Here is a 25,808-nt window from a genome sequence, read left to right as displayed (position 1 = left end):
CGTGAGCGTGACCGTACGGGTCCCGGCCAAGGTCAACGTCCAGCTCGCGGTCGGCGGCGCGCGCCCCGACGGCTTCCACGACCTGGCCAACGTCTTCCTCGCGGTGTCGCTGTACGACGAGGTCACCGCGGCCCCCGCCGACGCGCTGCGCGTCACCTGCGAGGGCCCCGGCGCCGACCAGGTGCCGCTGGACCGCACCAACCTGGCCGCGCGCGCCGCGATCGCCCTGGCCGAGCGGGCGGGCCTGGCGCCCGACGTCCACCTGCACATCGCCAAGGACATCCCGGTGGCGGGCGGCATGGCGGGAGGCAGCGCCGACGGGGCCGCCGCCCTGCTGGCCTGCGACGCGCTCTGGGGCCTGGACACCCCGCGCGCCGAGCTCCTCGACATCTGCGCCGAACTGGGCAGCGACGTGCCGTTCAGCCTGGTCGGCGGCGCGGCGCTGGGCACCGGCCGGGGCGAGCGGCTGACCGAGCTGCCGGTCGCGGGCACCTTCCACTGGGTGTTCGCGGTCGCCGACGGCGGCCTGTCCACGCCCGCGGTGTACGCCGAGTTCGACCGCCTCACCCCCCGGGCCCCCGAACCGGTGGCCTCCCCCGCGCTCCTCGACGCCCTGCGCACCGGCGACGCCACGGCCCTGGCCGCCACCCTCACCAACGACCTGCAGCCCGCCGCCGTCTCCCTGCGCCCGTCCCTGGCGGACGTCCTGACGGCCGGCACCCGGGCCGGCGCCCTGGCCTCCCTGGTCTCCGGCTCGGGCCCGACGACGGCGTTCCTGGCCAAGGACGAGGAGTCGGCCCGCTCGATCGCCGAGACCCTCAGCACCTCCGGCCTGTGCCGCACGGCCCGCGTCGCCTCGTCCCCGGCACCGGGGGCGCGGGTGGTGAACGCGCGCTGAGGCGGGGCGGGCCGGAGCACCCCGCCCCGCCCCCGCTCCCCGTCCTACTTCACCGCCCCGCCGAACGACGTGTTCACCGCCAGCAGTCCGCCGTCCACCCGCAGCGTCTCCCCCGTCACCCAGGACGCGTCGCGGGAGGCCAGGTAGGCGACCGCGGCCGCGACGTCCTCCGGGCGGCCGACCCGGCGCAGCGGGTAGACGCGGGTGGCCAGGGACTCCAGTTCGTCCTCGCGGCCCTCCCAGGCGCGGGTGGCGATCGTGCCCGGGTTGATCTGGTTGACGCGGACGCCGCGGGCGGCCGCGTGGCCCGCCAGGGTGCGGGTGAGGGAGGACAGGCCCGCCTTGGACGCGCTGTAGGCGTGGTTGCCGAAGTCCTGTTCGGCGTTGACCGAGCCGATGTTGACGATCGCGCCGCGGCCGGAGGCCTCCAGGAGCGGCAGTGCGGCGCGGGCGCAGCGCATGGCGCCCAGCAGGTTCACGTCCAGCGAGACGCGCCACTTCTCGTCGTCCTCGTCCTCGAACGCCGCCGGGTCGCGGTCGACCCGGGCCAGCGCGTTGTTGACCAGGACGTCCAGGCTCCCGAACTCCCGTGCCGCGTACGCCACCGCCGCCTCCACCGAGGCGCGGTCGGCGACGTCGCAGGCCAGGGGGAGGGAGCCGGGGACCGTGGCGGCCGTCCCGCGGGCCGCCTCCTCGTCCAGGTCGGCTATCAGGACGCGGGCGCCCTCCTGCGCCAGGCGGGCCGCGGTGGCCGCGCCGATGCCCCGGGCGGCGCCGGTGATCAGTACTCCGTACCCCTCGAATCGCTTCATGGGGCGATCACAGCACCGAACGCACCGCCCGCACCAGCGCCTGGGCGCGCGGATCGGCCGTCACCGACTTGCGCATGCCGTTGGTGACGTACCCGAAGGCGGTCCCCGACTCGGGGTCGGCGAAGCCGAGCGAGCCGCCGCGGCCGGGGTGGCCGAAGGAGCCCTCGGCGAGCAGCGGGGACGCGGTGCCGTGCAGCATGTAGCCCAGGCCGAAGCGGGTGTTGACGACCAGGACCCGGTCCGGGCCCGCGGACTCCTCGGTGCGGGCCAGGGTGAGGGTGGCGGGGGCGAAGAGGCGGTGGCCGTCGACCGGGCCGATCGTCGCCGCGTAGAACCGGGCCAGGCCGCGGGCCGTGCCGATGCCGGAGGCGCCGGGGAGTTCGGCGGCCCGGTAGCGGGGGTCGTTCTCGTCGGGCTTGGGGTCGATCGCCGCGAAGGCCCGCCGGGTGAGGGAGCCGGGGTCGGCGTACGCCTCGGTCACCGCGCGCTTGGGGCGCAGCTTCAGGGCCGTGCCGGAGGCGTCCTCTTCGGGGACCTGGGCGATCCGGCCGACCCGGTGGGCCTCGTCGGCGGGCAGCCCGATCCACAGGTCCAGGCCGAGCGGGCGGGCGATCTCCTCGGCGACCCAGCGGCCGATGGAGCGGCCGGTGACCTTGCGGACCAGGCCGGAGAGCAGCCAGCTGAAGGTGTGCGGGTGGTAGCCGTGGTCGGTGCCGGGCTCCCAGACGGGGGCCTGGGCGGCGACGGCCGCGACGCCCGCGTGCGGGTCGACGGCCTCGGCGACGGTCAGCGGGCGGTCCAGGACGGGCACGCCCGCCCGGTGCGCGAGCAGGTGGCGGACCAGGGCGCGCTCCTTGCCCGCGGCCTTGAACTCCGGCCAGTACGTGCCCACGGGGGCGTCCAGGTCGAGCTGGCCGCGCTGGTGCAGCAGCAGCGGTACGGCGGCGGCGACGCCCTTGGTGGCCGAGCGCAGCACCTGGGCGGTGTCGACGGCCCAGGGCGCGGTGCCGTCGGCGTCGCGGGTGCCGGCCCACAGGTCGACGACCTTGTGCCCGTCGCGGTAGACGGCGACGGCCGCGCCGCGCTCGCCGCGCTGCTCGAAGTTGCGGACGAAGGCGTCCCTGACCGGCTCGAAGCCGGCCGCCACCGTGCCCTGGACGTCCACGTGCATCCCGTTCCTCGCTCGCTCGGAGACCATTGCCGCACCCACATGGTGCAACGGTCTACGAACGGACCGGATTCCGGGTCGCGTACGAGGGGTCGAAGCCGTAGGGCAGTTCCAGGCGGTGGGTGCGCATCAGCTCCTCGTCGCCCAGGAGCTCGCCGGTGGGCGCGTCGGCGGCGATCACCCCGTCGCTGAGGATGACCGCGCGCGGGCACAGTTCCAGCGCGTACGGCAGGTCGTGGGTGACCATCAGGACGGTGACGTCCAGGGAGCGCAGGACGTCGGCCAGTTCGCGGCGCGAGGCCGGGTCGAGGTTGGAGGACGGCTCGTCCAGGACGAGGATCTCCGGCTCCATGGCGAGCACGGTGGCGACGGCGACGCGGCGGCGCTGGCCGAAGGACAGGTGGTGCGGCGGGCGGTCGGCGTACCCGGCCATCCCGACCCGCTCCAGGGCCCTGGCGACCACGGCCTCCAGGTCGGGGCCGCGCAGGCCGGCGGAGGCGGGGCCGAAGGCGACGTCCTCGCGGACGGTCGGCATGAAGAGCTGGTCGTCGGGGTCCTGGAAGACGATGCCGACGCGGCGGCGGACCTCGGCGAGGTGCTGCTTGGTCACGGGCAGCCCGGCGACGCTGACGGTGCCCGTGCCGCCGGTGAGGATGCCGTTGAGGTGCAGGACGAGCGTGGTCTTGCCGGCGCCGTTGGGCCCGAGCAGCGCGACGCGCTCGCCGCGCCGGACGGTCAGGTCGACACCGAAGAGGGCCTGGTGCCCGTCGGGGTAGGCGTACGCGAGTCCGCGCACGTCCAGCGAGGGCGCGGCCGGGGAGGGTGCGGCGTTCATAGGGTCCATCCCAGCAGACATACGGCGAGGGCGAGCACCGGCAGGGTCGCGGCGTACGCCCACTGCGCCCGGGAGGCCGTGGCCTCGTCGATCACCGGCACGGTGCCGGTGTAGCCGCGGCTGACCATGGCGAGGTGGACGCGCTCGCCGCGTTCGTAGGAGCGGATGAAGAGGGCGCCGGCGGACTTGGCGAGGACGCCCCAGTGGCGCACGCCGCGGGCCTCGAAGCCGCGCGAGCGGCGGGCCACGGACATCCGGCGCATCTCGTCGGTGATCACGTCCCCGTACCGGATCATGAAGGAGGCGATCTGCACGAGCAGCGGCGGCAGCTTCAGGCGCTGCAGGCCGAGCAGCAGCTCGCGCAGCTCGGTGGTGGAGGCCAGGAGCACCGAGGCGGCGACCCCGAGGGTGCCCTTGGCCAGGACGTTCCAGGCGCCCCAGAGCCCGGGGACGGACAGCGAGACCCCGGCGAACTCGACGGTGTCACCGGGCACCACGAACGGCATGAGCACCGCGAACGCCACGAACGGCACCTCGATCAGCAGCCGCCGCAGCAGGAAGGGCGCCGGGATCCGGGCCGCGAACGCGACGGCGCCGAGCAGCAGCGCGTACCCGCCGAAGGCCCAGAACGCCTCGCGCGGGGTGGCCACGACGACCACCGTGAACGCGAAGGCGGCCACGAGCTTGCAGTGCGGGGGCAGCGCGTGGACCGGCGAGTGCCCGTGCCGGTAGAGCTTGTGTGCGTGCCCTGCGCCCATGTCAGGCCGTCTCCTCCACGCGCGCGGCCGCGCCGTCCGTGCGGCGGCGGCGCACGACCAGGAAGACGCCGGTGCCGACGACGACGGTCGCGCCGACGCCGATGACGCCCGCGAGGCCGCCGGAGAGGCGGGCGTCGGTGATGTCCTTGACGCCGTAGTCGGCGAGCGGGGAGTCCTTGGCGGCGTGGTCCTCGGCCTTGCGGTCGATGCCCTGGTCGGCGGCGACCTTCTCCAGGCCGTCGGGGCTGGCGGAGGCGTAGAAGGACACGAAGCCGGCCAGGACGAGGGAGGTGACCAGACCGGCGATCCAGACGCGGCGCGGGGAGCGGGCGGCCACCGGGGCGGCGGGCGCGGCCGGGGCGTCGACGAGCTCGCCGTTGACGCGCAGCTTCAGCGGGGCGGTCAGGCCGCGGGCCCCGTACACCAGGTCGGGGCGTACGGCGATGACGGCGCCGACCGTCGCGGCGGTGATCGCGGCCTCGCCCAGGCCGATGAGGACGTGCACGCCGACCATGGCGGTCAGGACCTTGCCGAGCGGCACGTCGGTGGTGCCGCCGAGCGCGTAGATCAGGGTGAAGGCGCAGGCCGCGGCCGGTACGGAGATCAGGGCGGCGGCGAAGGAGGCGACGGTGACCGAGCGGCGGGCGCGCGGCAGCACCTTGAGCAGGCCGCGGAAGACGGCGTACGCGACGACGACCGTGACGAGCGCCATGTCGGTGATGTTGACGCCGAGGGCGGTCAGGCCGCCGTCGGCGAAGAGGACGCCCTGCATCAGCAGGACGACGGAGACGCAGAGCACGCCCGTGCAGGGGCCGACGAGTATCGCGGCGAGGGCGCCGCCGAGCAGGTGTCCGCTGGTCCCGGCGGCGACGGGGAAGTTCAGCATCTGCACGGCGAAGATGAACGCGGCGACCAGTCCGGCCAGCGGCGCGGTGCGCTCGTCGAGCTCCTTGCGGGCTCCCCGCAGGCTGACGGCGACGGCGGCCGCCGCGACGACGCCGGTGGCCGCGGACACCGGCGCGTCGATGAATCCGTCAGGGACATGCATGGAGGGCTCCGCATCAGGCAAGGCGAATGGTTGAAGACCCTCCATGGTGAGGCTTGCTGCAAAACGTGTGCAAGAGCGGTCTCGTCACAAAAGGAGTGCGCGGGGACCCGTGACCGCCCGGGCAGATGCGGGGCGGATATGGGACATTGATTAACAAACACGACTAATAACGCGAGGAGCTGGCGCTCATGCTGGTGGAGGAGCACGCCAAGGGCTGGATCGTGACCGACGCACCGCTCTCGCGTGCGGTCCCGGTGGCCCTGCGCTACGACCCCGGCGACCCGGCCGACGTGCGCTTCGCCTTCCCCGGCGGCACCGAGTGGGCCTTCCCCCGCACCCTCCTGGAGAAGGGCATGCGCGCCCCGGCCCGCCGCGGCGACGTGGGCGTCTGGCCGTGCGGCCGGGTCCAGGCCGTGGTGGAGTTCCACGCGCCGGACGGCGGGGACGTCACGGTCGTGCAGTTCGACTCCTCCGCGCTGGTGCGCTTCCTGCGGCGCACGTACGCCGTCGCCGCGGCCGGGGCGCGCTGAGCGCCCGGCACGCGGCGACGGCGTGACGCCCGCGCCGGGTCCCCGTCCCCACGGGCCCGGCGCGCACCGGGGCGCGCGGCGCTCCGCTCGGGCGCCGGGCCCCGGTGGGCTTCAGTGGGTCACACGCCGACCAGGTCCCGCTCGCGGTCGTCCTGGCCGTGGTCGCGGTTCAGACCCTCCCCCTCGACGTCCACGTTCGGCAACGCCTTGTCCAGCCAGCGCGGCAGCCACCACGCCTTTCGGCCGAGCAGCGCGAGGACCGCGGGGACGATCGCCATGCGCACGACGAAGGCGTCGAAGAAGACCGCGACGGCCAGGCCGAAGCCGATCATCTTGACCATCTGCTCGCTGGAGCCGATGAAGCCGGAGAAGACCGCGATCATGATCACCGCGGCGGCCGCGACCACCCGGGCCCCGTGCCGGAAGCCGGTGACGATCGCCTCGCCGGGCCGCTGGCCGTGGACGTGCGCCTCGCGCATCCGGGTCACCAGGAAGACCTCGTAGTCCATCGCGAGGCCGAAGACCACGCCGACCATGAAGATCGGCATCATCGACATGATCGGGCCGGTCTGCTCGACGCCGAACAGCGAGCCGAGCCAGCCCCACTGGAAGACCGCGACGACCGCGCCGAGGGCCGCGACGACCGACAGCAGGAAGCCCAGGGCGGCCTTCAGGGGCACCAGGATCGACCGGAACACGACCATCAGGAGCAGGAAGGCGAGGCCGACCACGAGCGCCAGGTAGGGCAGCAGCGCGTCGTTCATCTTCTGCGAGAAGTCGATGTTCATCGCGGTGGCGCCGGTGACGAGCACGTGGTCGCCGTTGGCGGCCCGGATGTCGTGCACCAGGTTCTCGGTCGCCAGCGAGGAGGGCCGGTCCTTCGGGATCACCGTGATCATCGCGGTGTCGCCGTCGGCGTTCATCCTCGGCGGCGAGACGAAGACCTTGCCGTCCAGGGCGTCGATCTTGCGGTACGTGGTGTCGGCGGCGGACTTGTCTCCGTCCACGACGACCATCAGCGGGCCGTTGAAGCCCGGGCCGAAGCCGTCGGAGAGCAGGTCGTAGGCGCGGCGCTGGGTGGTGGAGGTGGGCTGGGAGCCGTCGTCGGGCAGGCCCATCTCCAGGGACGCGGCCGGTACGGCGATGGCGCCCAGGCCCAGCACGCCGACCAGCAGCACCCACACCGGGCGGCGCAGCACGAACCGGGCCCAGCGGGTGCCCGCGTTGTCCTTCGCCTCGACCGGCTTGTTCTTGCGCGCGGCGCGGCCGAGCACCTTGTCCCCGGCGAAGCCGAGCAGGGCCGGGATCAGGGTGAGCGCGATCAGTACGGCGATCACGACGGTGCCCGCGGCGGCGACGCCCATCTTGGTCAGCATCGGGATGTTGACGACCGCGAGGCCCACCAGGGCGATGACCACGGTCAGGCCGGCGAAGACGACGGCGGAGCCCGCGGTGCCCGCGGCCCGTCCGGCGGCCTCCTCGGGCGCGCGGCCCTCGGCGCGCTCGGCGCGGTAGCGGGAGACGATGAAGAGCGCGTAGTCGATGCCGACCGCGAGGCCGATCATCATGGCCAGCGTCGAGGTGGTCGAGCCGAGGTCCAGGACGTTGGCGAGCGCGGTGATGGTGGAGACGCCGATGCCGACGCCGATGATCGCGGTGAGCAGCGGCAGCCCGGCGGCCACCAGCGAGCCGAAGGTGATCACCAGGACGATGCCCGCGATGACCACGCCGACGATCTCGCCCGCGCCGGTCTCCGGCATGGCCTGGAGCGCGTCGCCGCCGATCTCGACGGTCAGCCCGGAGTCCTGGGCCTGCTGGCCGGTCTCCTTGAGCGCGTCGCGGGTGGCGTCGGTGAGCTCCATCCCGTTGACCTTGTAGGCCACGGAGACGTACACCGTGGACTGGTCCTTGGAGACGGCCTGGGTGGCGTACGGGTCGGCGGCCGAGGCGACCTGGTCGGAGCCGGACTTCAGCTCCTTGACGACCTTCTGGACCTCGGCCTTGTGGTCGGGGCTGGTCATCTTCTGGCCGTCGGGGGCCTTGAAGACGACCCGGGCGGTGGCGCCGTCGGCGCTCGCCTCGGGGAAGCGCTTCTCCAGCAGGTCGAAGGCGCGCTGCGCCTCGGTGCCGGGTATGGAGAAGGAGCTGGAGGTGGCCTTGGCCGCGGTGGAGGCGCCGACGCCCGCGACGGCGAGCAGGGCGACCCAGATCAGGGCGACCCAGCGCCGGCGCCGGAAGGCGGCCTTGCCGAGCTTGTAGAGGAACGTTGCCACGGGGGCGTACTCCCATTGGTGGGTGGGACAGGGCATGGGAAGCCGACCCGACGGCGTTGAGCGGTGACGCGTCAGGAGCGAGGTGGTGCGGGTGGGGACGGGTTGGGGGTGTCTTGTCGGTCAGGCCGGATCAGAGAGCGGGGCCTGGTGTCGTGCATCGCAAGGCGGAGGAAGGAGCGCAACGCGGAGCGTTGTCGACTGACGACAACGCCGCGAGGTGCGGCACCAGGCCCCGCGAGCCCGGCCTGACCGACAAGACACCCCCTAGCCCGGTTCGACGCCGAGGGCGGGGAGGATCACGGCGTCGATGTAGGCGGCCAGGAAGTCGGGGTCGACGTTCCTGTCCTCGATGAGCTGACGGGCGACGAACGCGCCGACCATCATGTGGGTCACGAAGCCCAGCGCGGGGTTGTCCGCGCGGACCTCGCCCCGGTCCACGGCCCGGCGCAGCACCGCCTGGAGCCCGCCTACTTCGGGCTCGATCAGCAGTTCGCGCAGCGCGGTGTGGAGTTCGGGGTTGTCGTGGACGGCATGGGCCAGGCCCCGCATCAGCGCGGAGTCCTTCTCCATCTGGCAGGCGTCGGTACGGGCGACCATCTCGTGGAAGTCGCCGCGCAGCGAACCGGTGTCGATCTGACCGATGTCCACCGGCTTGTTGTTGCGCAGCGCCCGGGCGACCAGCTCCGGCTTGCTCCCCCACTGGCGGTAGAGGGTGGCCTTGCTGGAGCGGGTGCGGGCGGCGACGGCGTCCATGGTGAGGGCGTCGTAGCCGACGTCGCGCAGCAGGTCGAGCACGGCCTCGTACAGCTCGGACTCGCGCTGGGGCGTGAGCCTGCCCGCCATGGCCGTTCCCTTCCTTCCACCCGACGACACCGTGTACGAAACGGTTTCGTACCGTACGGATCGACGGTACCCCCGCGGCCAGCGAAACGGGTCCGTTTCGCATGTGTGCTGCACCACAAGTTGCCGACCCCCCTGGGCGCGGAAAGCATTGGGGAGTGAGTGACGACGTCGCGTACCTGCGCTTCCCGCACCTGCACGAGGACCTGCTCTGCTTCGCCGCCGAGGACGACCTCTGGGTCGCCCCGCTGGTGCCCGGAGGGCACGAACCCGGCCGGGCCTGGCGGATCACGGTGGACCGCACCCGGGTCGGCCATCCGCGCTTCTCCCCCGACGGCACCCGCATCGCCTACACGAGCTGGCGCAGCCTGGACCCGGAGGTCCACCTGGCGCCGGTCGACGGCGGCCCGTCGCGCCGGCTCACCTACTGGGGCTCCACCGACACCCGGGTGTGCGGCTGGACGCCGCCGGACGCGGAGGGGCGTACGGACATCCTGGCGGTCTCCTCGCACGGCCAGCCGTTCTCGTACTTCTCCTGGGCCTACAGCGTGCCCACCGACGGCTCGCCCGGCGGCCGGCTGCCCTGGGGCCCGGCCTCCGACATCGCCGTCGCCGACGCCGGGGGCGAGCGCCGCACCCTGCTGCTGACCGGCAAGCCGCCGCACGAGCCCGCCGCCTGGAAGCGCTACCGCGGCGGCGCCACCGGACGCCTGTGGCTGCACGGCGAGCGGCTCCTCGCGGACATCGGCGGCCACCTGGACTGCGCGATGTTCGTGGCCGGGCGGATCGCCTTCCTCTCCGACCACGAGGGCGTCGGCAACCTCTACTCGTGCCTCCCCGACGGCTCCGACCTGCGCCGCCACACCGACCACGACGCCTTCTACGCCCGGCACGCCTCCAGCGACGGGCAGCGCGTGGTCTACCAGTGCGCGGGCGAGCTGTGGATCGTGGAGGACCTCTCGCCGGGCGCGGTGCCGCGCCGGCTGCGGGTGCGCCTGGGCGGCCCGCGCACGGGCCGGCGCGGCTACCAGGTGCCCGCGGCCAGCCACGTGGACGCCGTCGCGGTCGACGAGACCGGGCGGGCCAGCGCCGTCTCGGTGCGCGGCAGCCTCTACTGGCTGACCCACCGCGACGGCCCGGCCCGCACCATCGCCGACACCCCCGGGGTGCGGGTGCGGCTGCCGGAGATGCTGGGCAGCGGCGGGCAGATCGCGTACGTCACCGACGCGGACGGCGAGGACGCCGTGGAGATCGCCTACCTGCCGCGGGCCAGCGGCGACCGGGAGCCGCGCCGGCTGGCCGGCGGCGAGCTGGGCCGGGTCCAGGAGCTGGTCTCCGACCCCGACGGCGAGCGGCTCGCCATCGCCTCGCACGACGGCCGGCTGCTGCTGATCGACGCCACCGAGGAGTCCAACGGCGAGGTCACCGAGCTGATCCGGTCCATCAACGGGCCGGTGCGCGACCTGGCGTTCTCCCCCGACGGTGGCTGGCTGGCCTGGTCGCACCCGGGCATCGGCCGCTCGCTGCGCCAGATCAAGCTGGCCCGGATCGCCGGACCGGGCGCCCGCACGATCATCGACGTCACCAACGGCCGCTTCGAGGACGAGAACCCGGTCTTCACCCGCGACGGCCGCTACCTCGCCTTCCTGTCCTGGCGCGGCTTCGACCCGGTGTACGACGTGCACACCGGCGACCTGTCGTTCCCGCTGGGCTGCCGCCCCTACCTGGTGCCGCTGTCCTCGGCGACGCCCTCGCCGTTCGCGCTCTCGCCCGACGGGCGCCCGGCGGCGGGCGGCCTCGACCCGGCCGAGGACGACTCCTCGGACGGCACGGTGACGGTGGAGGCGGAGGGGCTGGAGAGCCGGGTGACGCCGTTCCCGGTGGCCGCCTCCAAGTACTCCGCGCTCCACCCGGTCAGCGGCGGCGGCCTGGTGTGGCTGCGCTGGCCGATCTCGGGGGCGCTGGGCGAGACGTTCGCCAACCCGGCCGACACCTCCGGGCGCCCCACCCTGGAGCACTTCACCATCACCAAGGCCCGCAAGAGCGAACTGGTGGACCACCTGGACTGGTTCGCGGTCTCCGGCGACGGCTCGCGGCTCGTCGTCGTGGACGAGGGCGAGCTGCGCGCGGTGCCCGCCACCGAGTCCGGCGACAACGACTCCACGGTCTACCTGGACCCGCGCCGCATCCTGCACGAGGTGGACCCGGCGGCCGAGTGGCGCCAGGCCTTCGACGAGGCCGGGCGGATCATCCGGGCCTACTTCTGGGAGCCCGGCATGTGCGGGGTGGACTGGGCGGGCGTGCTCGACCAGTACCGCCCGCTGGTCGAACGGGTCGCCTCCCCCGACGAGTTCGCCGACCTGCTGCGCGAGGTGCTGGGCGAGCTGGGCACCTCGCACGCCTACGTCACCCCGGCCCGGCGCAACGAGGGCCCCCCGCACTACCAGCGCGCCATGGGCCTGCTCGGCGCCAACCTGGTGCCCCGCGACGGCGGCTGGCAGGTGGCCAGGATCCTGCCCGGCGACTCCTCCGACTCCAAGGCCCGCTCCCCGCTGGCCGGCACCGGCATCCGCGAGGGCGCGGTGCTCACCCACGTGGACGGCCGCGCGGTGGACCCGGTCACCGGGCCCTACCCGCTGCTCGCGGGCGCGGGCGGCACCACGGTGGAGCTGACCTTCCAGCCCGCCGAGGGCGAGGGCCGCTCGCGCCGGGTGGCGGTGGTGCCGCTGGTGGACGAACGGCCGCTGCGCTACCAGGACTGGGTGGCCAAACGCCGTGCGGTGGTACGGGAGTTGAGCGGCGGCCGGTGCGGCTACCTGCACATCCCGGACATGGGCGGGTCCGGCTGGGCCCAGTTCAACCGGGACCTGCGCCTGGAGGTGTCGCGCCCGGCGCTGATCGTGGACGTGCGCGGCAACGCGGGCGGGCACATCAGCGAGCTGGTGATCGAGAAGCTGACCCGGCGCATCCTGGGCTGGGACCTGACGCGCAACGCCCAGCCCGTCAGCTACGCCTCCAACGCGCCGCGCGGCCCGGTGGTCGCGCTGGCCGACGAGGCGACCTCCTCCGACGGCGACATGATCAGCGCGGCCTTCAGGCTCCTGGGCCTGGGGCCGGTGGTGGGCCAGCGGACCTGGGGCGGCGTGGTCGGCATGACCGGCCGCCACCGGCTCGGCGACGGCACGGTGATCACGGTGCCGATGAACGCGGCGTGGTTCCCGCAGTACGGCTGGTCGGTGGAGAACCACGGCGTGGAGCCGGACGAGGAGGCGCTGCGCACCCCGCTGGACTGGGCGGAGGGCCGGCACGCGCAGCTGGACGACGCGGTGCGGGTGGCGCTGGACCTGCTGGCCCGGGACGGCGCGGCGGACCCGCCGGGGTACGACGACGTGCCGGACCGCTCCCGCCCGCCGCTGCCGCCCCGGGACTGATCCGCGGGGCGGACGTCACCGGGCTGACCTGCGCGAACGGCCCGTCGGACACGGTCCGTTATTGATCGAAATGCGCGGAATGCCGGGGCGTGCCAGGCTGGTCGAGGCCCAGGGGGAGCCGATCAGCTCCCCGATCCCCACACCCCTCGTAGGAGTGAATCTTCATGGGCATGGCAGACCAGTTCAAGGACAAGGCCCAGGAGCTCGCCGAGAAGGCCAAGCAGGCCGCCCAGGGCGCCAAGGACGAGGCGTCCGAGCGCGGCCAGCAGGCCCAGGACAAGGCGGGCGAGGCGCAGCAGGCGGTGCAGGACAAGTTCGACCAGGACTACGAGTCCTGACGCACCGCGCCTGACACCGTCGCCCCGCGCCGGTTCCGTTGAACGTGAAGTGGCCCTCCCGGGACGCCGGGAGGGCCACTTCCGCGTGTACGGGCCGTGCCCCTAGACCCGGCTCGCCTCGTCCGCCGCGCCGCCCGCGCCGACCAGGCCCCGCGAGACCTGCCCCAGGCGCGGCTCGAAGTGCTTCATCTCGCGCTGCCCGCCCAGGGCGATGACCGAGGGCAGGTAGCCGCGCAGCGGCTGCATGCCGCGCAGCCACCACTGCGCGTAGACGTGCGCCGAGCGCCGCTCGACGCCGGCCACGATCCGGTCCACGGCCGGGCCCAGCGGATAGGTGCGGTTGGTCGGCCAGGGCAGCCGGGAGCGCAGCTCGCGCATCACGTCGTCCTGGTCCGCCCCGCGCACCATGTCGGTGTCGGTCCACGACAGGTAGCCGACGCCGACCCGCACGCCCTTGTAGCCGACCTCGCCGCGCAGGCAGTGCGCGAAGGCCTCCACGCCCGACTTGGACGCGCAGTACGCCGTCATCATCGGCGCGGGCACGACCGCCGCGAGCGAGGCGATCTGCAGGAAGTAGCCGCGGCTGGCGACCAGGTGCGGCAGGAAGGCCCGCGCGGTGACCGCGCTGCCGATCAGGTTGACCTCGATGACCCGCCGCCAGGCCAGCGGGTCGGAGTCGCCGAACGGGCCGCCGGAGGCCACGCCCGCGTTGGCCACCACGATGTCGACCTTGCCGAAGCGCTCCTTGACCTCCTCGGCCACCCGCGCCATCGCCTCGTGGTCGGTGACGTCGGCGTGCCACCAGTCGGCCTCGGTGTGCAGCCGCCCGGCGACCGCCTTCAGCTCCTCGGGTTCGAGACCGACCAGCGCCACCTTGGCGCCGCGCGCCGAGAGCTTGCGGGCGAGCAGCTCGCCCACGCCGCGCGCCGCGCCGGTGACGACCGCGACCTGTCCCTCAAGTGCGACCTTCACGCCGCCCCCTCCTTCGTCGACTGCCTGGGCTCCACCACTCGTACGTACGTGTCCACCAGCGCGCGCAGTGCCGCCGTGACGGCCTCCGGCGCCTCCACCGGGGTCATGTGCCCCACCCCGGTCAGCTCGGTCAGGCCCGTGCAGTCGGGCAGCGCCAGCGCCAGCGCCCGGGCGTGCACCGGCGGGGTGAGCCGGTCGGCGGTGCCCGCGATCACGGCGGTGGGCACCCGCAGCTCCCGCACCCGCTCCTCCACGTCGAGCTCCGCCAGGACGTGCGACCAGGCCACCCGGGCGCCGGTCGGGCAGGCGTGCACGATGCGGGCGCACGCGTCGACCCGGTCGGGCGCCGAACCCGGGCCCATCGTCGCGTACTTGAGCACCGCCCTGGAGACCGCGTTCACCGGCCCCAGCGGCGCCGCGGCGCCCAGGACCGCGGTGGTCAGCCGGGTGCGCAGGGCGCCCGGGCGCAGCGGCAGCACCAGCGACTCGGCGACCAGCCGGGACGCCCCGGTGCTGCACAGCAGCGCGGCGGCGGCGTGCTCGCGCACCCGGGGCCGCGCCCCGGCGGCCATCAGCGTCATGCCGCCCATGGAGTGCCCGCCGAGCACGGCCTTCTCGCCCGGCTCCAGGGTGGCCGCGAGCACCGCCTCCAGGTCGTCGGCGAGCGCCTCGGTGGAGCAGCCGCCGGGCCCGGGCGCGGGCGAACGCCCGTGTCCCCGCTGGTCGTAGACGACGACCCGGTGGTCCACCGCCAGGTCGCGCACCTGGGCGTCCCAGAAGAGGGTGGAGCAGGTCCAGCCGTGCGCGAGGACGACGGCGGGCCCGCCGGTGCCGTGCACCTCCACGTGCAGCCGGGCGCCGTCGGCGGAGACGGCGGTCAGCTCGCGCTCGGCGGGGCGGGCGGCTATCGCGCCGCGCGCCCGGGTCACCCGGCTCACGCGACCTTCTCCTTGTCACCCTCGGCCGCGCCCAGGCCCCGCGGGGAGGCGGTCGCGGCGCCGACGGCCTCCTCGGCCTTCTTCGGCGGCCTGACCACCTCGTACTCACCGAGGTCCACCGAACGCGTCTCGCGCCGGAACTCCCCGGTGGTACCGGGCCAGACGGTGGTGTTGCGGCCGCTGGAGTCCAGGTACCAGCTGGTGCAGCCGCCGGTGTTCCACACGGTGCGCTTCATGCGCTCCTGCACCCGGCGGTTCCAGGCGCCGACGGCGGAGGGCCGGGCGGCCAGGGCGGCGCGCCCGCCCAGCACGTCCAGCTGGCGCAGGTAGTCGGCCATGTAGTTCAGCTGGGCCTCGATCATCAGGATCATCGAGGAGTTCCCCAGGCCCGTGTTGGGCCCGATGATCGTCATCCAGTTGGGGAACCCGGCGGCGGTCGCGCCGCGCAGCGACTGCATGCCGTCCTTCCAGGACTCGGCGAGGGTGATCCCGTCGGCCCCGACGACGCGGTCGGCGATGGGCATGTCGGTGACGTGGAAGCCGGTGCCGAAGACGATGGCGTCCACCTCGGCGGTGGAACCGTCGGCGGCGACCAGGGTGTTGCCCCGGACCTCGCTGAGGCCGGAGGCGACCAGGTCCACGTTGGCCTTGGCGAGCGCCGGGTAGTACGTGCTGGACAGCAGGATCCGCTTGCAGCCGATGCGGTAGTCGGGCGTCAACTGGCGCCTGGTGACCGGGTCCTTGATGGACTTGGCCATGTTCTTCTTCGCCATGGTCTCGATGAAGCCCAGGTTGTCCGGCCGCTTGGTGAAGGAGCTGACCTGGAGCTCGCGGATGGACCACAGGAAGCCGCGCCGGGCGGCCGTGGTGAACGGCAGCTTCTGGTGCACCCAGCGCTCGGCGCCGCTGATCCGCCGGTCCATGCGCGGCAGCACCCACGGGGGCGTGCGCTGGAAGAGGGTGAGCCTGCCGACCTTCGGCTGGATGGCGGGCACGATCTGGATGGCGGAGGCGCCGGTGCCGACCATGGCCACGCGCTTGCCGGTCAGGTCGTAGTCGTGGTCCCAGCGGGCGGAGTGGAAGACCTTGCCCTCGAAGGTGTCCAGGCCCGGGACGTCCGGCGTCTTGGGGTCGGAGAGCGGACCGGTGGCGGAGACCACCACGTCGGCGGTGAAGGTGCCCCGCGAGGTCTCGATCTCCCAGCGCAGCTCCTCGGCGTCCCACGTCATCATCAGCACTTCGTGGCCGAGGCGCAGGTGCGGGCGCAGCCGGAAGGTGTCGGTGACGTGCTCCAGGTAGGCGCGGATGTGGCGCTGCCCGGAGAAGGTGCGCGGCCAGTCCGGGTTGGGCGCGAAGGAGAAGGAGTACAGGTGGGACGGGACGTCGCAGGCGCAGCCGGGGTAGCTGTTGTCCCGCCAGGTGCCGCCCACGGAGTCCGCGCGCTCCAGTACGACGAAGTCGGTGATGCCCTCGCGGCGCAGCCGGACCGCGGCCCCGAGGCCGCCGAACCCCGATCCGATCACCGCCACGCGTACGTGCTCGTGCTGCCCCACTGAAGACCTCCCAGACGTACCGGTACCGGCTCCCTGCCAACCATGCCAGCAATCACTGGCACAATGCGGAGCGTAGAGCAGGGCCCGTACCGAGCGGTAGGGGTCGGACGGGGGAAGTTACCGGCGGTACAACTTCCTGGGGCACGGCATAGGGTGGCGCGCGTGGCGGACGTACAGGAGTACCGAATGGAGGAGCTGGCCGCGAAGGCCGGCATCACCGTGCGCACCCTGCGCTTCTACCGCGAGCGGGGCCTGATCCCGCCGCCCCGGCGCGAGGGCCGCATCGCCTGGTACGACGACCACCACCTGGCCAGGCTGCGCACCATCGCCGCCCTCCTGGAGCGCGGCCACACCCTCAGCGGCATCGCCGACCTGGCGTCCGCCTTCGAGTCCGGCCGCGACGTCGGCGACGTGCTCGGCCTGGTGCCCAGCGAGGAGGAGCCGGTCCGCCTCACCCCCGAGGAACTGGCCGACACCTTCGCCGGCGAGGTCACCCCGGAGAACTTCGCCACCGCCCTGGAGCTGGGCTGGCTGGCCACCGACGGCGACCAGATCGTCCACATCAGCCGCCGCCTGCTCGACGTCTCGGCCGCCCTGGTCAAGGAGGGCATCCCGCTGGCCGCCGTGATGGACGCGGGCCGCCGGGTGCGCGAGCACACCGACGCCCTGGCCGCCCTCTTCGCCGAACTGCTGCGCACCCACGCGGCCCCCGACGACGTCGGCCGGCTGCGCCCGCTGGCCAAGAGCGTGGTCGAGGCGGAGCTCTCGCTCGCCCTGGACCGCCGCCTCCAGGAGGCCGACGAGCCCCGGGACAGCGGAATGTGACCTGGCTATAGTGACCGGGCCGGCGGGCGAGGGGCCGGCGCGGACGGATCGGGGGATGGTTCGGTGTCGCGAGCGGAGCCGGGGCGACCCGGCCGGGCCTCCTTCTGGTCGCTCCTGGATGACGGGGCCCGGCAGCGGCTGCTGGCCGTCGGCGAGGCCGTCGCCTTCGCCCCCAAGACCGATCTCGTACGGCAGTACGAACTGACCGACCACCTCCTCGTCATCCGGCGCGGCTGCGTCAAGGTCAGCAGGACTTCCATGGCCGGCTACCAGGCGGTCCTCGCCATCCGCGACAGCGGCGACCTGCTCGGCGAGCAGGCCGGGCTCGACGGCGGGCCCCGCTCGGCCACCCTGACGGCACTGACCGCGGTGGAGGCCCTCGAACTGCCCTCCCGCGACTTCCGGGCCGCCGCGCGCGAGGCCCCCGTGATCGCCCTCGCCCTGCAGCAGGTGCTCTCCGAGCGGCTGCGCGAGGCCGACGGCCACCGCTCGGCCACCGGCTCCGACGCCGTGGAGGCCCGGCTCGCCGCCCTCCTGCTCGACCTGGGCGAGGAGCACGGCGTGCGCGGCGGCGACGGCTCGATCCTGATCGCGCTGCCGCTGTCCCAGGACGACCTGGCGGGCCTGGTCCTCAGCTCGCGCCGGACCGTCACCCGGATCCTGGAGCAGTGGCGGGGCCGGGGCTGGGTGGCCACCGGCCGCAACCGGCTGACGCTCACCCGGCCCGACGAGCTCAAGCGGCTGGGCGGCACGGTGGGCTGAGCCCTCCGCACCGGGCCCCACCGGGGCTCCCCGGGCCCTACACCTGACCCTCCTGCACCGTGTCCAGCCCGTACTCCCCGGCGATCGGGGTCCAGCCCGCCACGAACTCCTTCTTCGCGTCCGTCGCCCGGGTGTTGGCCGCCATCGCGTCGTCCCAGTGCGACGACGACGTCACCGCGTCCGACGAGCAGTCGCCCGACACCTCCTCGGCGACCGCCGCGTAGGCCCGGTCGGCCTCGGCGGACGCCTTCCACCCGGCGGCCAGGCTGTCCTTGACCGTGCCGGGCAGCTCCCCCAGGGACAGCCCGTCCAGGTCCCGCAGCAGGGCCTCGCGGGACTCGGCCGCCGCCACCAGCGTCCGGCGCGCCGAGGAGACGTCCCGGCACTGCTCCAGAGCGGTGACCGCGCTGCCGACGCTGCCCCGGTTCCCCTGGTTGCGGGCGAGCAGCCCGGACACCGACCTGGCCTGCGCCTCGCGCCCGGCGGGCGCGCTGCTCCCGCCCGACGCGCCGGAGCTCGGCGAGGACGGATCCGCCGCGCCGGACCCTGCGTTGTCGACCACCGCGTACGCGACGAGCCCGACGACCACGGCGACCGCCGCGAAGGCCACCCGCGGACCGGCCTTGGAGCGGCGCGGCGGCGGGGGCTGCGGCGTGAACCGCGGCGGCGCGGGAGGCGTACGGGGCTGGGGCGCGGGCCCCCGCGGCGGCGTACGGGGCGGCGTCCGCACGGTGGTGGTGGGCGTGGTCCGCGGGACGGTGCGCCCGGGCACGGTCGCGGTGACCGTGGGCGCGGTGGCCGTGGGCGTGGCGGGCGGCGCCGACGACGGGGTGGTCGAGGCGCGCTCCCTGGCCGCGCCCAGCACCTCGACCCACTGGGCGAGGGCCGGGCGGGCCTCCGGCGTGGCGTGCAGGCTCTGCTCGGCGAGCCGCCCCGCCCTGGCGTCCGCGGCGGCCAGCGCGCGCGGGTCGCGGGTGTGCTGGTCGCCCGCGAAGAGCCGCACCGCGAGCAGCCCGAACTTGTGGACGTCGCTGCGGGGCGTGGCCAGGCGCTCCCCCTTGGGCACCTGCCAGTCGGGCGTCTCCACCTGGGTGAGCGCCGACCGGCCGCCGAGCGCGGCCGCGTCGCAGTCGATGAGGAAGCAGCCGGGGTCGGCGTCCAGCGCGAAGTACACGTTCTTCGGCGAGAAGTCCCCCACCGCGACGCCGAGTTCGTGCAGCCTGCGCAGGGTGCCGGCCAGGTCGTGCAGCAGCTGGAAGCGCTGGCGGTCCGACAGCTCGATGCCCGCGCTCTTCAGGTAGGCGCCGCTGTTGAGCAGGAACTCGAAGCCCGCGGCCCGGGTGGCCCCCGGGTCGAAGGCGAGGGTGCGGAAGAAGCGCCGGGGCAGCTCCCGCATCAGGAAGCCGGTGACCCGGCCCGGCTCGTCCGTCACCACCTGCGCGGGCCATGCCGTGTGCTCGGCCAGCCACTGGCCCACCGCCGCGTCCTGGGCGGGCAGGAACGCGACCATGTCCCGCAGCACGCCCGGGTCGAGCGCGTCCCTGGCCTCCTTCACGTACTCCTTGTAGACCACCGGCCAGACGCCGTTGATCCGCCGGCGCTCCACGCTCCAGACGGTGCCCTGGCCGCCCGAGCCGACCCGGCGGCCCTTCTCGAACGCGGAGGCGCGCACCTCCGGCAGGGCCCCGGTCACGGCCCGCCCTCCCCGCCCCCGCGCTCCAGGGCGTCGCGGTGCCAGAACGCCAGCAGCGTGCGGTCGTCGTCCTCGGTCTCCCGGGAGAAGTCCAGCGCGTGCGCCAGCTCCCCCGGCTGGCGCGGCGGTGAGGCCAGCACCCGGGCCAGCTCCCGGCCGACCGGCCCGGAACCGCCGCCCAGCGGGTCGCCGAAGCCGTCGGTCCCGATCAGCAGCGCCCCGCCGACCGGCACGTCGTACCACTTCGGCTCGATCACGGCGGGCAGCCGGGGCAGCGCGGACACCTTCGCGGAGTACACGCCCTCGCCGTCCTTGTCGGCGGTCACCAGCGGGCGGAACTCGCCCCCGTACAGCAGCCAGGCCCCGGTGTCGCCCACGCTCACCAGGCAGACCCTCAACTGCCCTCGTACGCCCGGCTCGACCAGTCCGGTGACGAGGGTCGTCGCGTACTGCCCCTCGGCCTCCTGGCGCTGCTCGGGCGTGGGGTCGGCGCCCCCGGTGACCCGCATGAACAGCTGGAAGGCCGCCGCCGAGAGGGTGCGCTGCCAGTCGACCGCGCGCCCGGGCCCGCCGAGCTGGCGCAGCACGTCCGCCACGGCGGTGCGGCAGGCCAGGGTGGCCCCGACGTGCGACTGGGGGCAGCGGGACACCCCGTCGGCGACCGCGAAGACGACGGCGCCGGTGGGCTCGTGGAAGGCGACGGACAGGTCGTCCTGGCGGGGGCTGCCGTCGGCCCGGTGGGCGTCACCGCGCACCGAGGCGAGCCGCAGCGTGACGCCGGGGGTGGACCAGCCGTCGAAGAGGGTGTCGGGGCGGTACGTGTCCGCGGCCGGGGGCCTCGCCTCGATGACGGGGCTCCCGGTGCCGAGCACCAGGCGCCGCCAGGCGGGCCCGCGCCCCCGCCCGTCCTCCGGGGCGGCGGGCGGGACCCGCGCGGGCGGCCCGGACCGCGCCGCGGCGGGCGGGCGCTGCCCGGGCGGGGCCTCCGGCGCGGCCCCGGGCGGCGGCACCGGGTAGTCCGGGATGTGCGGGGGCGGCGGCACCTCGTACGCGGGGGGCCGGTACTCGGGTGCCCGGTACTCGGGTGCCGGGTGCTCCGGGGTGCGGTGTTCCGGACCCCGGGGCGGCGGGGCCGGGTGCTCCGGGGGCCGGTACTCGGGTGCCCGGTACTCGGGTGCCGGGTGTTCCGGACCCCGGGGCGGCGGGGCCGGGTGCTCCGGGGGCCGGTACTCCGGCGCCCGGTACTCGGGCGCCGGGTGCTCCGGACCCCGGGGCGTCGGCGCCCCGTACTCCGCGGCCCCGTACCCCGGGGGCTGGGGCATCGGCCCGAACAGCGGCGGCGTCCCGTCCGGCGGGGACGTCAGGTGCGTGCGCGGGTCCACGGGCCGCACCACGGCGTCCCCGTACCGCTCCTCCCCGCTCCGGCCCCTCGCGTGCCGCGGCGGCTTCCCCGCAGGCGGTTCGCCCGCCTCCCCCTCCGGCCCGTCCTGCTCCGGCCCCCGGTCCCCCTCGGGCACGGGCTCCCCTCCGGGACGGTCCTCCCGCCTGCGCGGCCAGATCGGCATCGCGGCCTCACACCTCGTCGATCGCCATGCGGAAGCCCTCGGGGCGCTCCACGACCAGCTCCGGGGTACCCGAGGCCACGGCGTTGCCCGACTGCACCACGCTCTTGGTGAGCGCGGTGAAGAACTTGGCGATGGAGTCGCCCAGTTGGGCGCCGGGCACCGAGATGAACGCGAAGTCGCTGCTGGTCGCCACCGACAGCATCGTCTCGGCCTCGGCCTGGCCGATGCCGCAGGCCACGATGTTGGGCGCCGCCTTGGTGACGGAGCGGTCGGTCAGCTCGCGGTGCACCGCGACCCAGGCGCCCCCGTCGGTCGGCTGCCCGTCGCTGAGGAAGAACACGGCCGGGCGGTGCACCCGGTAGCCCTGGGACTTCAGGGTGTCCACGTCCTGCGGGATGCGGCGCAGCAGCGCCTGGAACGCGGCCTGGTAGCTGGTGCCGCCCCGCGCGCTCAGGTGCGGCAGCTCGCTCTCGGCCCGCAGGTCGGCCAGGATCAGGTGCTCCGTCACCGAGTTGTTGAAGCCGATGACGGAGAAGCGCACCTTGGCGGCGGCCATGGGCTCGCCGAGCAGGGCGCGGTGGAGCGAGGAGAGACCTGCGTTGAGGTCGCCGACGTGCGGCGCCATCGAACCGGACTCGTCCGCGAGGACGTACACCGGCAGCAGCTGCCCGTGGGTCTCGGCCATGGATCGTGTTCCCTTCCTACTCTGGCTCTTCGATGCGCAGGAGTCCCTGCGGGCGGTCCAGCCGCAGCTCCCTGCCCCCGGCGACGACGTCGGTGGCCAGCTGGGCGACGGTCTGCTGGAGCAGCGCGGAGAACTGCAGCACGGACTCCGCGAGCACGGCGTCCGGCGGCGCCGCGCAGGCCAGTTCGGGGTGGGCGGCGACGCGCCGCACCGCCCTGCGGTCGGCCCGCCCGACGGCGCAGGACGCGATGGTGGGCCGGTAGCGCAGCTCCATGAGCGCGCGGTACGCGTCCGGCCAGGCGTCGCCGTCCTCGGGCTGGCCCACGGAGAGCAGGAACACGGTGGGCCTGATCACCCGGTCCACCTGCTCCTTGAGCCGTTCGACCTCCAGCGGCAGCAGCTCCCCCAGCCGCCGGAAGAGCGGCGCCCAGCGGCAGGCGCCGCCCTGCTGGAGGTCGGGCGTCCCGGTGCTCCACTCGACCTGGGTGAGCGGCACCGCGACCCGCGCCTCGTCCGCGTACGTCAGGACCGACAGGCGCACCACGGACGCCAGGCCGGGCATCCCGAGCAGCTTGCCGCGCAGCGAGAGCACGCAGTCCCGCAGCTGGTCGAGGTGGCCGGAGGCGGCGAGCGAGGCGTCCAGGGCGACGTACACGGGGGCGATGACGGTGCCGGAGGCGGCGCGGGCCCCGGCCGCGCCGGCCGGCGGCGTGCCGCCCCAGGTGACGGTCGGCGGGGCCGCCGGGGCGGACTGCTGGGCCAGCGGCGCGAGCGGCGGCCCGGCGGCGGCCTGCGGGGTGCCACCCGCGGGCAGCGCGCCCGCGGCGCCGGTGAGGCCGCCGACGAGCCCGGCCGCCCCGCCCAGGACGCCCTCGCGCAGGCCGGGCAGGTCGACCTCCCGGATGATCCCCTTGTCCATCATGTAGCGCACCATGTCGATCTGGCGCTGCTCCTGGTCGTACGCGTGCTGGTGGCGGGCGGTCTCCCACTGCATGAGCATCTGCATGGCCCGCTCGGTGTCCTGCGGGTGCTGGGAGAGGTGCACCGTGATCAGCCCGCGGAAGTCCAGGTCCAGGTTCCCGAGGGCGGCGATCTCCTTCTCCCTGCGGGCCAGTTCGCCCGCCTGCCGCAGGTTCTCGATCTCCACCTCGTGGCGGACCGCGCCGACCGCGCCGTGGTGGCGCAGGCTGCCGAGCTGGTGGGCGTTGTGGGTACTGGCGACGGTGCGGGTGAAGTCCCGGGCCGCCGTGTCGGGCCGCATGTCCGCGCGGCAGCTCTCCACGCAGACGCCGCCGGGCACCGACACCGGTCCCGCCAGCATCGCGTTCACCCGCGCCTGCACCTCGAACGCCTCGCCGATCGCGTACCCGGCGGCGACCGGCATGATCTGGCCGATCAGGTACTGGTAGACGGCGTGCGAGAGGTCGGGGACGTTGCGCTGGACCACGGTCACCGGGTCGTCCACGCGGTACGTGATGTGCAGCGTCGTCTCGAACACGTGGGCCTGGTCCCGGCAGGGCACCGGCGTCCTGGTCGTCGAGGCGGTGCGCACCTGCACGCCCATGTCGACCAGGTAGCAGACCCGGTTGCCGCCGAAGACGCGGCGCGCCAGGGTGCGGTCCTTGGCCGTCTCGACCTCCCAGGGGCCGCCCTCCACCGGGTAGACCACGGCGAAGTTGGGCGGCAGCCCCTCCAGCCGGTCGACTTCGGCACGGCGCAGCCGCCGGCCGCCGTTGAGTATCAGGGACGGGGAGTTCGGCATCTCACACCCTCTCCAGGTCGAGCTGGGCGTTGACGGTCCGGGCGGCCTCGGGCAGCGGGGCCAGGTTGTCGGGGTGGACCCAGTCGGCGGCGCACCGGCGCAGGATCCGGCCCGAGCGGGAATCGCCCTGGGCGATGGCCCCGATCATCATCCGGAACATGCCCAGCAGCACCGGGTCGCGCTCCGCCAGCGCGGCCCAGTTGCGCAGCACCTGCTCCGCCTCGGACGAGTAGTGGGCCTGGTTGAGGGCCTCGCGCCACAGTGTGACGAAGGCTACCCGCAACTCCTCGCGCTGGTGGGCGAGATGGAGCAGCGCGGGCCATTTGGGCAGCACCCCGCCGGTCTTCCACTCGTCCCGGTCCACGTCGAGCTGGGCGGCGACGATCAGGAACGACAGCAGGGCGGTGGGGCGGCCCCGGTGGTCGGACGCGCGCGTGTGCAGCAGGCCGAGGACCCGTCCGACCAGCCCGGCGTCCTCGGCGACCAGGTCGGTCAGGGCGCAGCCCACGGCGACGGCGACGGCGATGTGGTCGACGACGGTGAGCCGCCCGAGCGCGTCGAGCGCCCGGTCGGGTTCGGCGGACAGTCCGTGCACCCGGGCCGCGGTCGCCTGCCCCAGCGGGGCGGCGCGGCCGGCGAACCAGCCGCCCACCTCCTCCTCGACCCGCTCGCGGATCCACGGCAGGTGCGCGCAGACCGACAGGGCGTGCGCGACGGCCATCCGCCGGGCGGGGACCTCGCTGTGCGCCCAGGGCCGCAGCACCCGGTCGCGCACGTACGCGAACGACTCGGCGGCCAGCAGCCCCAGCGCCGATGCGGCGTAGATGCGCACCTGTTCGGCCGGGTCGTCCACCAGGTCGCACAGCCAGCCGAGGAGTTCGTCCTGTACCTCGTACTCGTTCCAGGCGTGCGCGATGACCTGGCGCGGGTACGCCGGGTCCTTGTACGCCAGCGCCCGGCCCGGCTCGCCGTCCTCCTTGGCGGCGTAGCGGGCGCGCAGCCGCATCAGCCGGGCCCGGCGCGGCAGCGCGAAGGGCTCGCGGGGCCGGGGCAGCCGCCCGTCGGGCCCGGGCGCGAGGAGGTAGGCCGGCTCGCCCTCCAGGCGTTCGCGCAGGGCGCGGGCGGCGGTGGCGACGTTCTCCTCGGGCAGCCCGTTGAGCACGGCGAGGGCCAGCGCGAGGGCGCGCTCGGCGGGGGCACGCAGGCCCTCCAGCCAGATCTCGACGTCCTCGGCGGCGTGCCGGGCCCGGCGCTCCCTGATCCGCTGCGGGTCCAGCGTCCCGCCCTCGTACTCCTCGCTGATGGCGTCGGCGAGTTCGGCCGCCTGCTTGCAGGCCGCGCCGCCGTCCAGGAGCTCCTCGACGAGCTGCCGCACGTCGTCCTGGGCGAGGAGGTAGGCCCGTACGGCCTCGCCCAGGCGCCAGCGCAGGTGCGCGGCGAGCACGTCGCGCGGGTCGGGCGGTTCGGTGACGTCGACGACGCCGGTGAGCACCTCGCTGTCGGCCAGGCCACCGGGCACGGTGAGCACCATCCAGGCGTCCGCCGCGGCGAGGGCGCCGCGCACCTTCTCGTACACCTCGCCGCGCAGGTTGCCGATGTCGGCGGGCCGGTCGAGCAGGAAGCACACGCCCTGCTCGATGCCGTCGTCGCCGCGCTCCATCCGGTCGGCGAGGGAGGCGAAGTCGACGTCGTCGTCCAGGTGGTAGAGCGGCCGGTCCGCGCTCAGGCCCTGCAGCAGGCGCACCGCCATGGCCGTCTTGCCGTACCCGGGCGCGCCGCGCAGGATCAGCATCCGCTGGGCGCGCAGGGTGTCGCGGGCCGCCGGGAAGCCGGGCGGCTCGTGGTAGGCGAAGCGCACCCGCTCCTCGACGAGTGGGGACAGGGTGCGCAGCCGCTTGCGGGCGCCGCCGACGACCGTGACGTACTTGTCGCCGTCCACCACGTCGCCCGCCACGTTGGCGAAGGCGTTCCTGACCCGGTCGTAGCGCAGCGAGCCGTCGCCGGTGCGGCCGGTGGCCTCGAAGGACTCGGCGCCGGGCCCCGACCGCGGCGGCTCCCCCGCGCCCGCCGCGGCCGGTGCCCCGCCCTCCGCCCCCGGCGGCTGTTCCGGGCCGCCCTGCGG

Annotated in this window: 21 protein-coding genes; 6 read left to right on the top strand and 15 right to left on the bottom strand. The window is 74.7% G+C overall.

Going from position 1 to position 25,808, the window contains the following annotated elements; all coding sequences use genetic code 11:
- The first annotated feature begins 1 nt into the window (after position 1).
- On the top strand, positions 2-898 hold the full coding sequence (locus ABT160_RS12475) for a 4-(cytidine 5'-diphospho)-2-C-methyl-D-erythritol kinase (RefSeq protein WP_351646735.1): 897 nt from the start codon (positions 2-4) through the stop codon (positions 896-898).
- A gap of 44 nt (positions 899-942) precedes the next feature.
- Here the strand turns inward: ABT160_RS12475 and ABT160_RS12470 are convergent, their stop codons facing one another.
- From ABT160_RS12470 to ABT160_RS12450, 5 genes are read right to left on the bottom strand one after another with little or no spacing between them, the layout of a single operon-like run.
- Positions 943-1,710 (bottom strand): SDR family NAD(P)-dependent oxidoreductase, encoded by a 768-nt coding sequence (locus tag ABT160_RS12470; protein ID WP_351646734.1) that lies wholly within the window; start codon positions 1,708-1,710, stop codon positions 943-945.
- A gap of 7 nt (positions 1,711-1,717) precedes the next feature.
- Entirely contained in the window at positions 1,718-2,881 is a 1,164-nt protein-coding gene (locus ABT160_RS12465) for a serine hydrolase domain-containing protein (protein WP_351646732.1), read from the bottom strand.
- Between the two features lie 52 nt (positions 2,882-2,933).
- Positions 2,934-3,734, bottom strand: coding sequence for an energy-coupling factor ABC transporter ATP-binding protein (locus ABT160_RS12460; RefSeq protein WP_351646731.1), 801 nt, complete (start codon positions 3,732-3,734; stop codon positions 2,934-2,936).
- Positions 3,710-4,471: a cobalt ECF transporter T component CbiQ gene (gene cbiQ, locus ABT160_RS12455; RefSeq protein ID WP_351646730.1), complete on the bottom strand. Its 762-nt coding sequence runs from the start codon at positions 4,469-4,471 to the stop codon at positions 3,710-3,712. The genes ABT160_RS12460 and cbiQ overlap by 25 nt, the downstream gene beginning before the upstream one ends.
- 1 nt (position 4,472) lies before the next feature.
- Positions 4,473-5,519: an energy-coupling factor ABC transporter permease gene (locus ABT160_RS12450; RefSeq protein ID WP_351646728.1), complete on the bottom strand. Its 1,047-nt coding sequence runs from the start codon at positions 5,517-5,519 to the stop codon at positions 4,473-4,475.
- 188 nt (positions 5,520-5,707) lie between these two features.
- On the opposite strand from ABT160_RS12450, the gene ABT160_RS12445 reads away from it, so the two are divergent.
- Entirely contained in the window at positions 5,708-6,049 is a 342-nt protein-coding gene (locus tag ABT160_RS12445; RefSeq protein ID WP_351646727.1) for an SsgA family sporulation/cell division regulator, read from the top strand.
- 119 nt (positions 6,050-6,168) lie between these two features.
- Here the strand turns inward: ABT160_RS12445 and ABT160_RS12440 are convergent, their stop codons facing one another.
- Complete coding sequence (locus tag ABT160_RS12440) at positions 6,169-8,322, bottom strand: MMPL family transporter (protein ID WP_351646725.1); 2,154 nt, start codon at positions 8,320-8,322, stop codon at positions 6,169-6,171.
- 264 nt (positions 8,323-8,586) lie between these two features.
- Positions 8,587-9,165: a TetR/AcrR family transcriptional regulator gene (locus ABT160_RS12435; RefSeq protein ID WP_351646724.1), complete on the bottom strand. Its 579-nt coding sequence runs from the start codon at positions 9,163-9,165 to the stop codon at positions 8,587-8,589.
- A 155-nt stretch (positions 9,166-9,320) separates the two neighbouring features.
- On the opposite strand from ABT160_RS12435, the gene ABT160_RS12430 reads away from it, so the two are divergent.
- Both ABT160_RS12430 and ABT160_RS12425 read left to right on the top strand, forming a co-directional pair.
- On the top strand, positions 9,321-12,593 hold the full coding sequence (locus ABT160_RS12430) for a S41 family peptidase (protein WP_351646723.1): 3,273 nt from the start codon (positions 9,321-9,323) through the stop codon (positions 12,591-12,593).
- A 164-nt stretch (positions 12,594-12,757) separates the two neighbouring features.
- On the top strand, positions 12,758-12,931 hold the full coding sequence (locus tag ABT160_RS12425; RefSeq protein ID WP_351646721.1) for an alanine-zipper protein: 174 nt from the start codon (positions 12,758-12,760) through the stop codon (positions 12,929-12,931).
- 102 nt (positions 12,932-13,033) lie between these two features.
- Here ABT160_RS12425 and ABT160_RS12420 read toward each other — a convergent pair whose 3' ends face one another.
- The 3 genes from ABT160_RS12420 to ABT160_RS12410 are packed head-to-tail and all read right to left on the bottom strand — an operon-like array spanning position 13,034 to position 16,394.
- Positions 13,034-13,903: an SDR family oxidoreductase gene (locus tag ABT160_RS12420; RefSeq protein ID WP_351646720.1), complete on the bottom strand. Its 870-nt coding sequence runs from the start codon at positions 13,901-13,903 to the stop codon at positions 13,034-13,036.
- A complete protein-coding gene (locus ABT160_RS12415) occupies positions 13,900-14,832 on the bottom strand; it encodes an alpha/beta fold hydrolase (RefSeq protein ID WP_502984215.1) in 933 nt (310 codons plus the stop codon). Before ABT160_RS12415 ends, ABT160_RS12420 begins: the two co-directional genes overlap by 4 nt.
- Positions 14,833-14,837: 5 nt before the next feature.
- Positions 14,838-16,394 (bottom strand): flavin-containing monooxygenase, encoded by a 1,557-nt coding sequence (locus tag ABT160_RS12410; protein WP_351646717.1) that lies wholly within the window; start codon positions 16,392-16,394, stop codon positions 14,838-14,840.
- 186 nt (positions 16,395-16,580) lie between these two features.
- Here ABT160_RS12410 and ABT160_RS12405 point away from each other — a divergent pair, with 186 nt between their 5' ends.
- Positions 16,581-17,219: a MerR family transcriptional regulator gene (locus tag ABT160_RS12405; protein ID WP_351646878.1), complete on the top strand. Its 639-nt coding sequence runs from the start codon at positions 16,581-16,583 to the stop codon at positions 17,217-17,219.
- Positions 17,220-17,282: 63 nt separating this feature from the next.
- On the top strand, positions 17,283-17,981 hold the full coding sequence (locus ABT160_RS12400) for a Crp/Fnr family transcriptional regulator (protein WP_351646716.1): 699 nt from the start codon (positions 17,283-17,285) through the stop codon (positions 17,979-17,981).
- Between the two features lie 37 nt (positions 17,982-18,018).
- Here the strand turns inward: ABT160_RS12400 and ABT160_RS12395 are convergent, their stop codons facing one another.
- The 5 genes from ABT160_RS12395 to ABT160_RS12375 all read right to left on the bottom strand — a co-directional run.
- Positions 18,019-19,674, bottom strand: coding sequence for a hypothetical protein (locus ABT160_RS12395; RefSeq protein ID WP_351646715.1), 1,656 nt, complete (start codon positions 19,672-19,674; stop codon positions 18,019-18,021).
- On the bottom strand, positions 19,671-21,056 hold the full coding sequence (locus tag ABT160_RS12390; RefSeq protein ID WP_351646713.1) for a protein phosphatase 2C domain-containing protein: 1,386 nt from the start codon (positions 21,054-21,056) through the stop codon (positions 19,671-19,673). The genes ABT160_RS12395 and ABT160_RS12390 overlap by 4 nt, the downstream gene beginning before the upstream one ends.
- Before the next feature lie 190 nt (positions 21,057-21,246).
- Positions 21,247-21,924 (bottom strand): vWA domain-containing protein, encoded by a 678-nt coding sequence (locus ABT160_RS12385; RefSeq protein ID WP_351646712.1) that lies wholly within the window; start codon positions 21,922-21,924, stop codon positions 21,247-21,249.
- A gap of 16 nt (positions 21,925-21,940) precedes the next feature.
- Positions 21,941-23,686, bottom strand: a complete 1,746-nt coding sequence (locus tag ABT160_RS12380) for a vWA domain-containing protein (RefSeq protein WP_351646710.1) — start codon at positions 23,684-23,686, stop codon at positions 21,941-21,943.
- 1 nt (position 23,687) lies between these two features.
- On the bottom strand, positions 23,688-25,808 hold a 2,121-nt coding region (locus ABT160_RS12375), incomplete at its 5' end, for a hypothetical protein (protein WP_351646709.1).

The organism is Streptomyces sp. NPDC001941, assembly GCF_040296945.1.
Lineage (GTDB): Bacteria > Actinomycetota > Actinomycetes > Streptomycetales > Streptomycetaceae > Streptomyces.
Note: the sequence above shows the minus strand (reverse complement) of the source record. Positions and strands in the feature narration are given on the sequence as shown.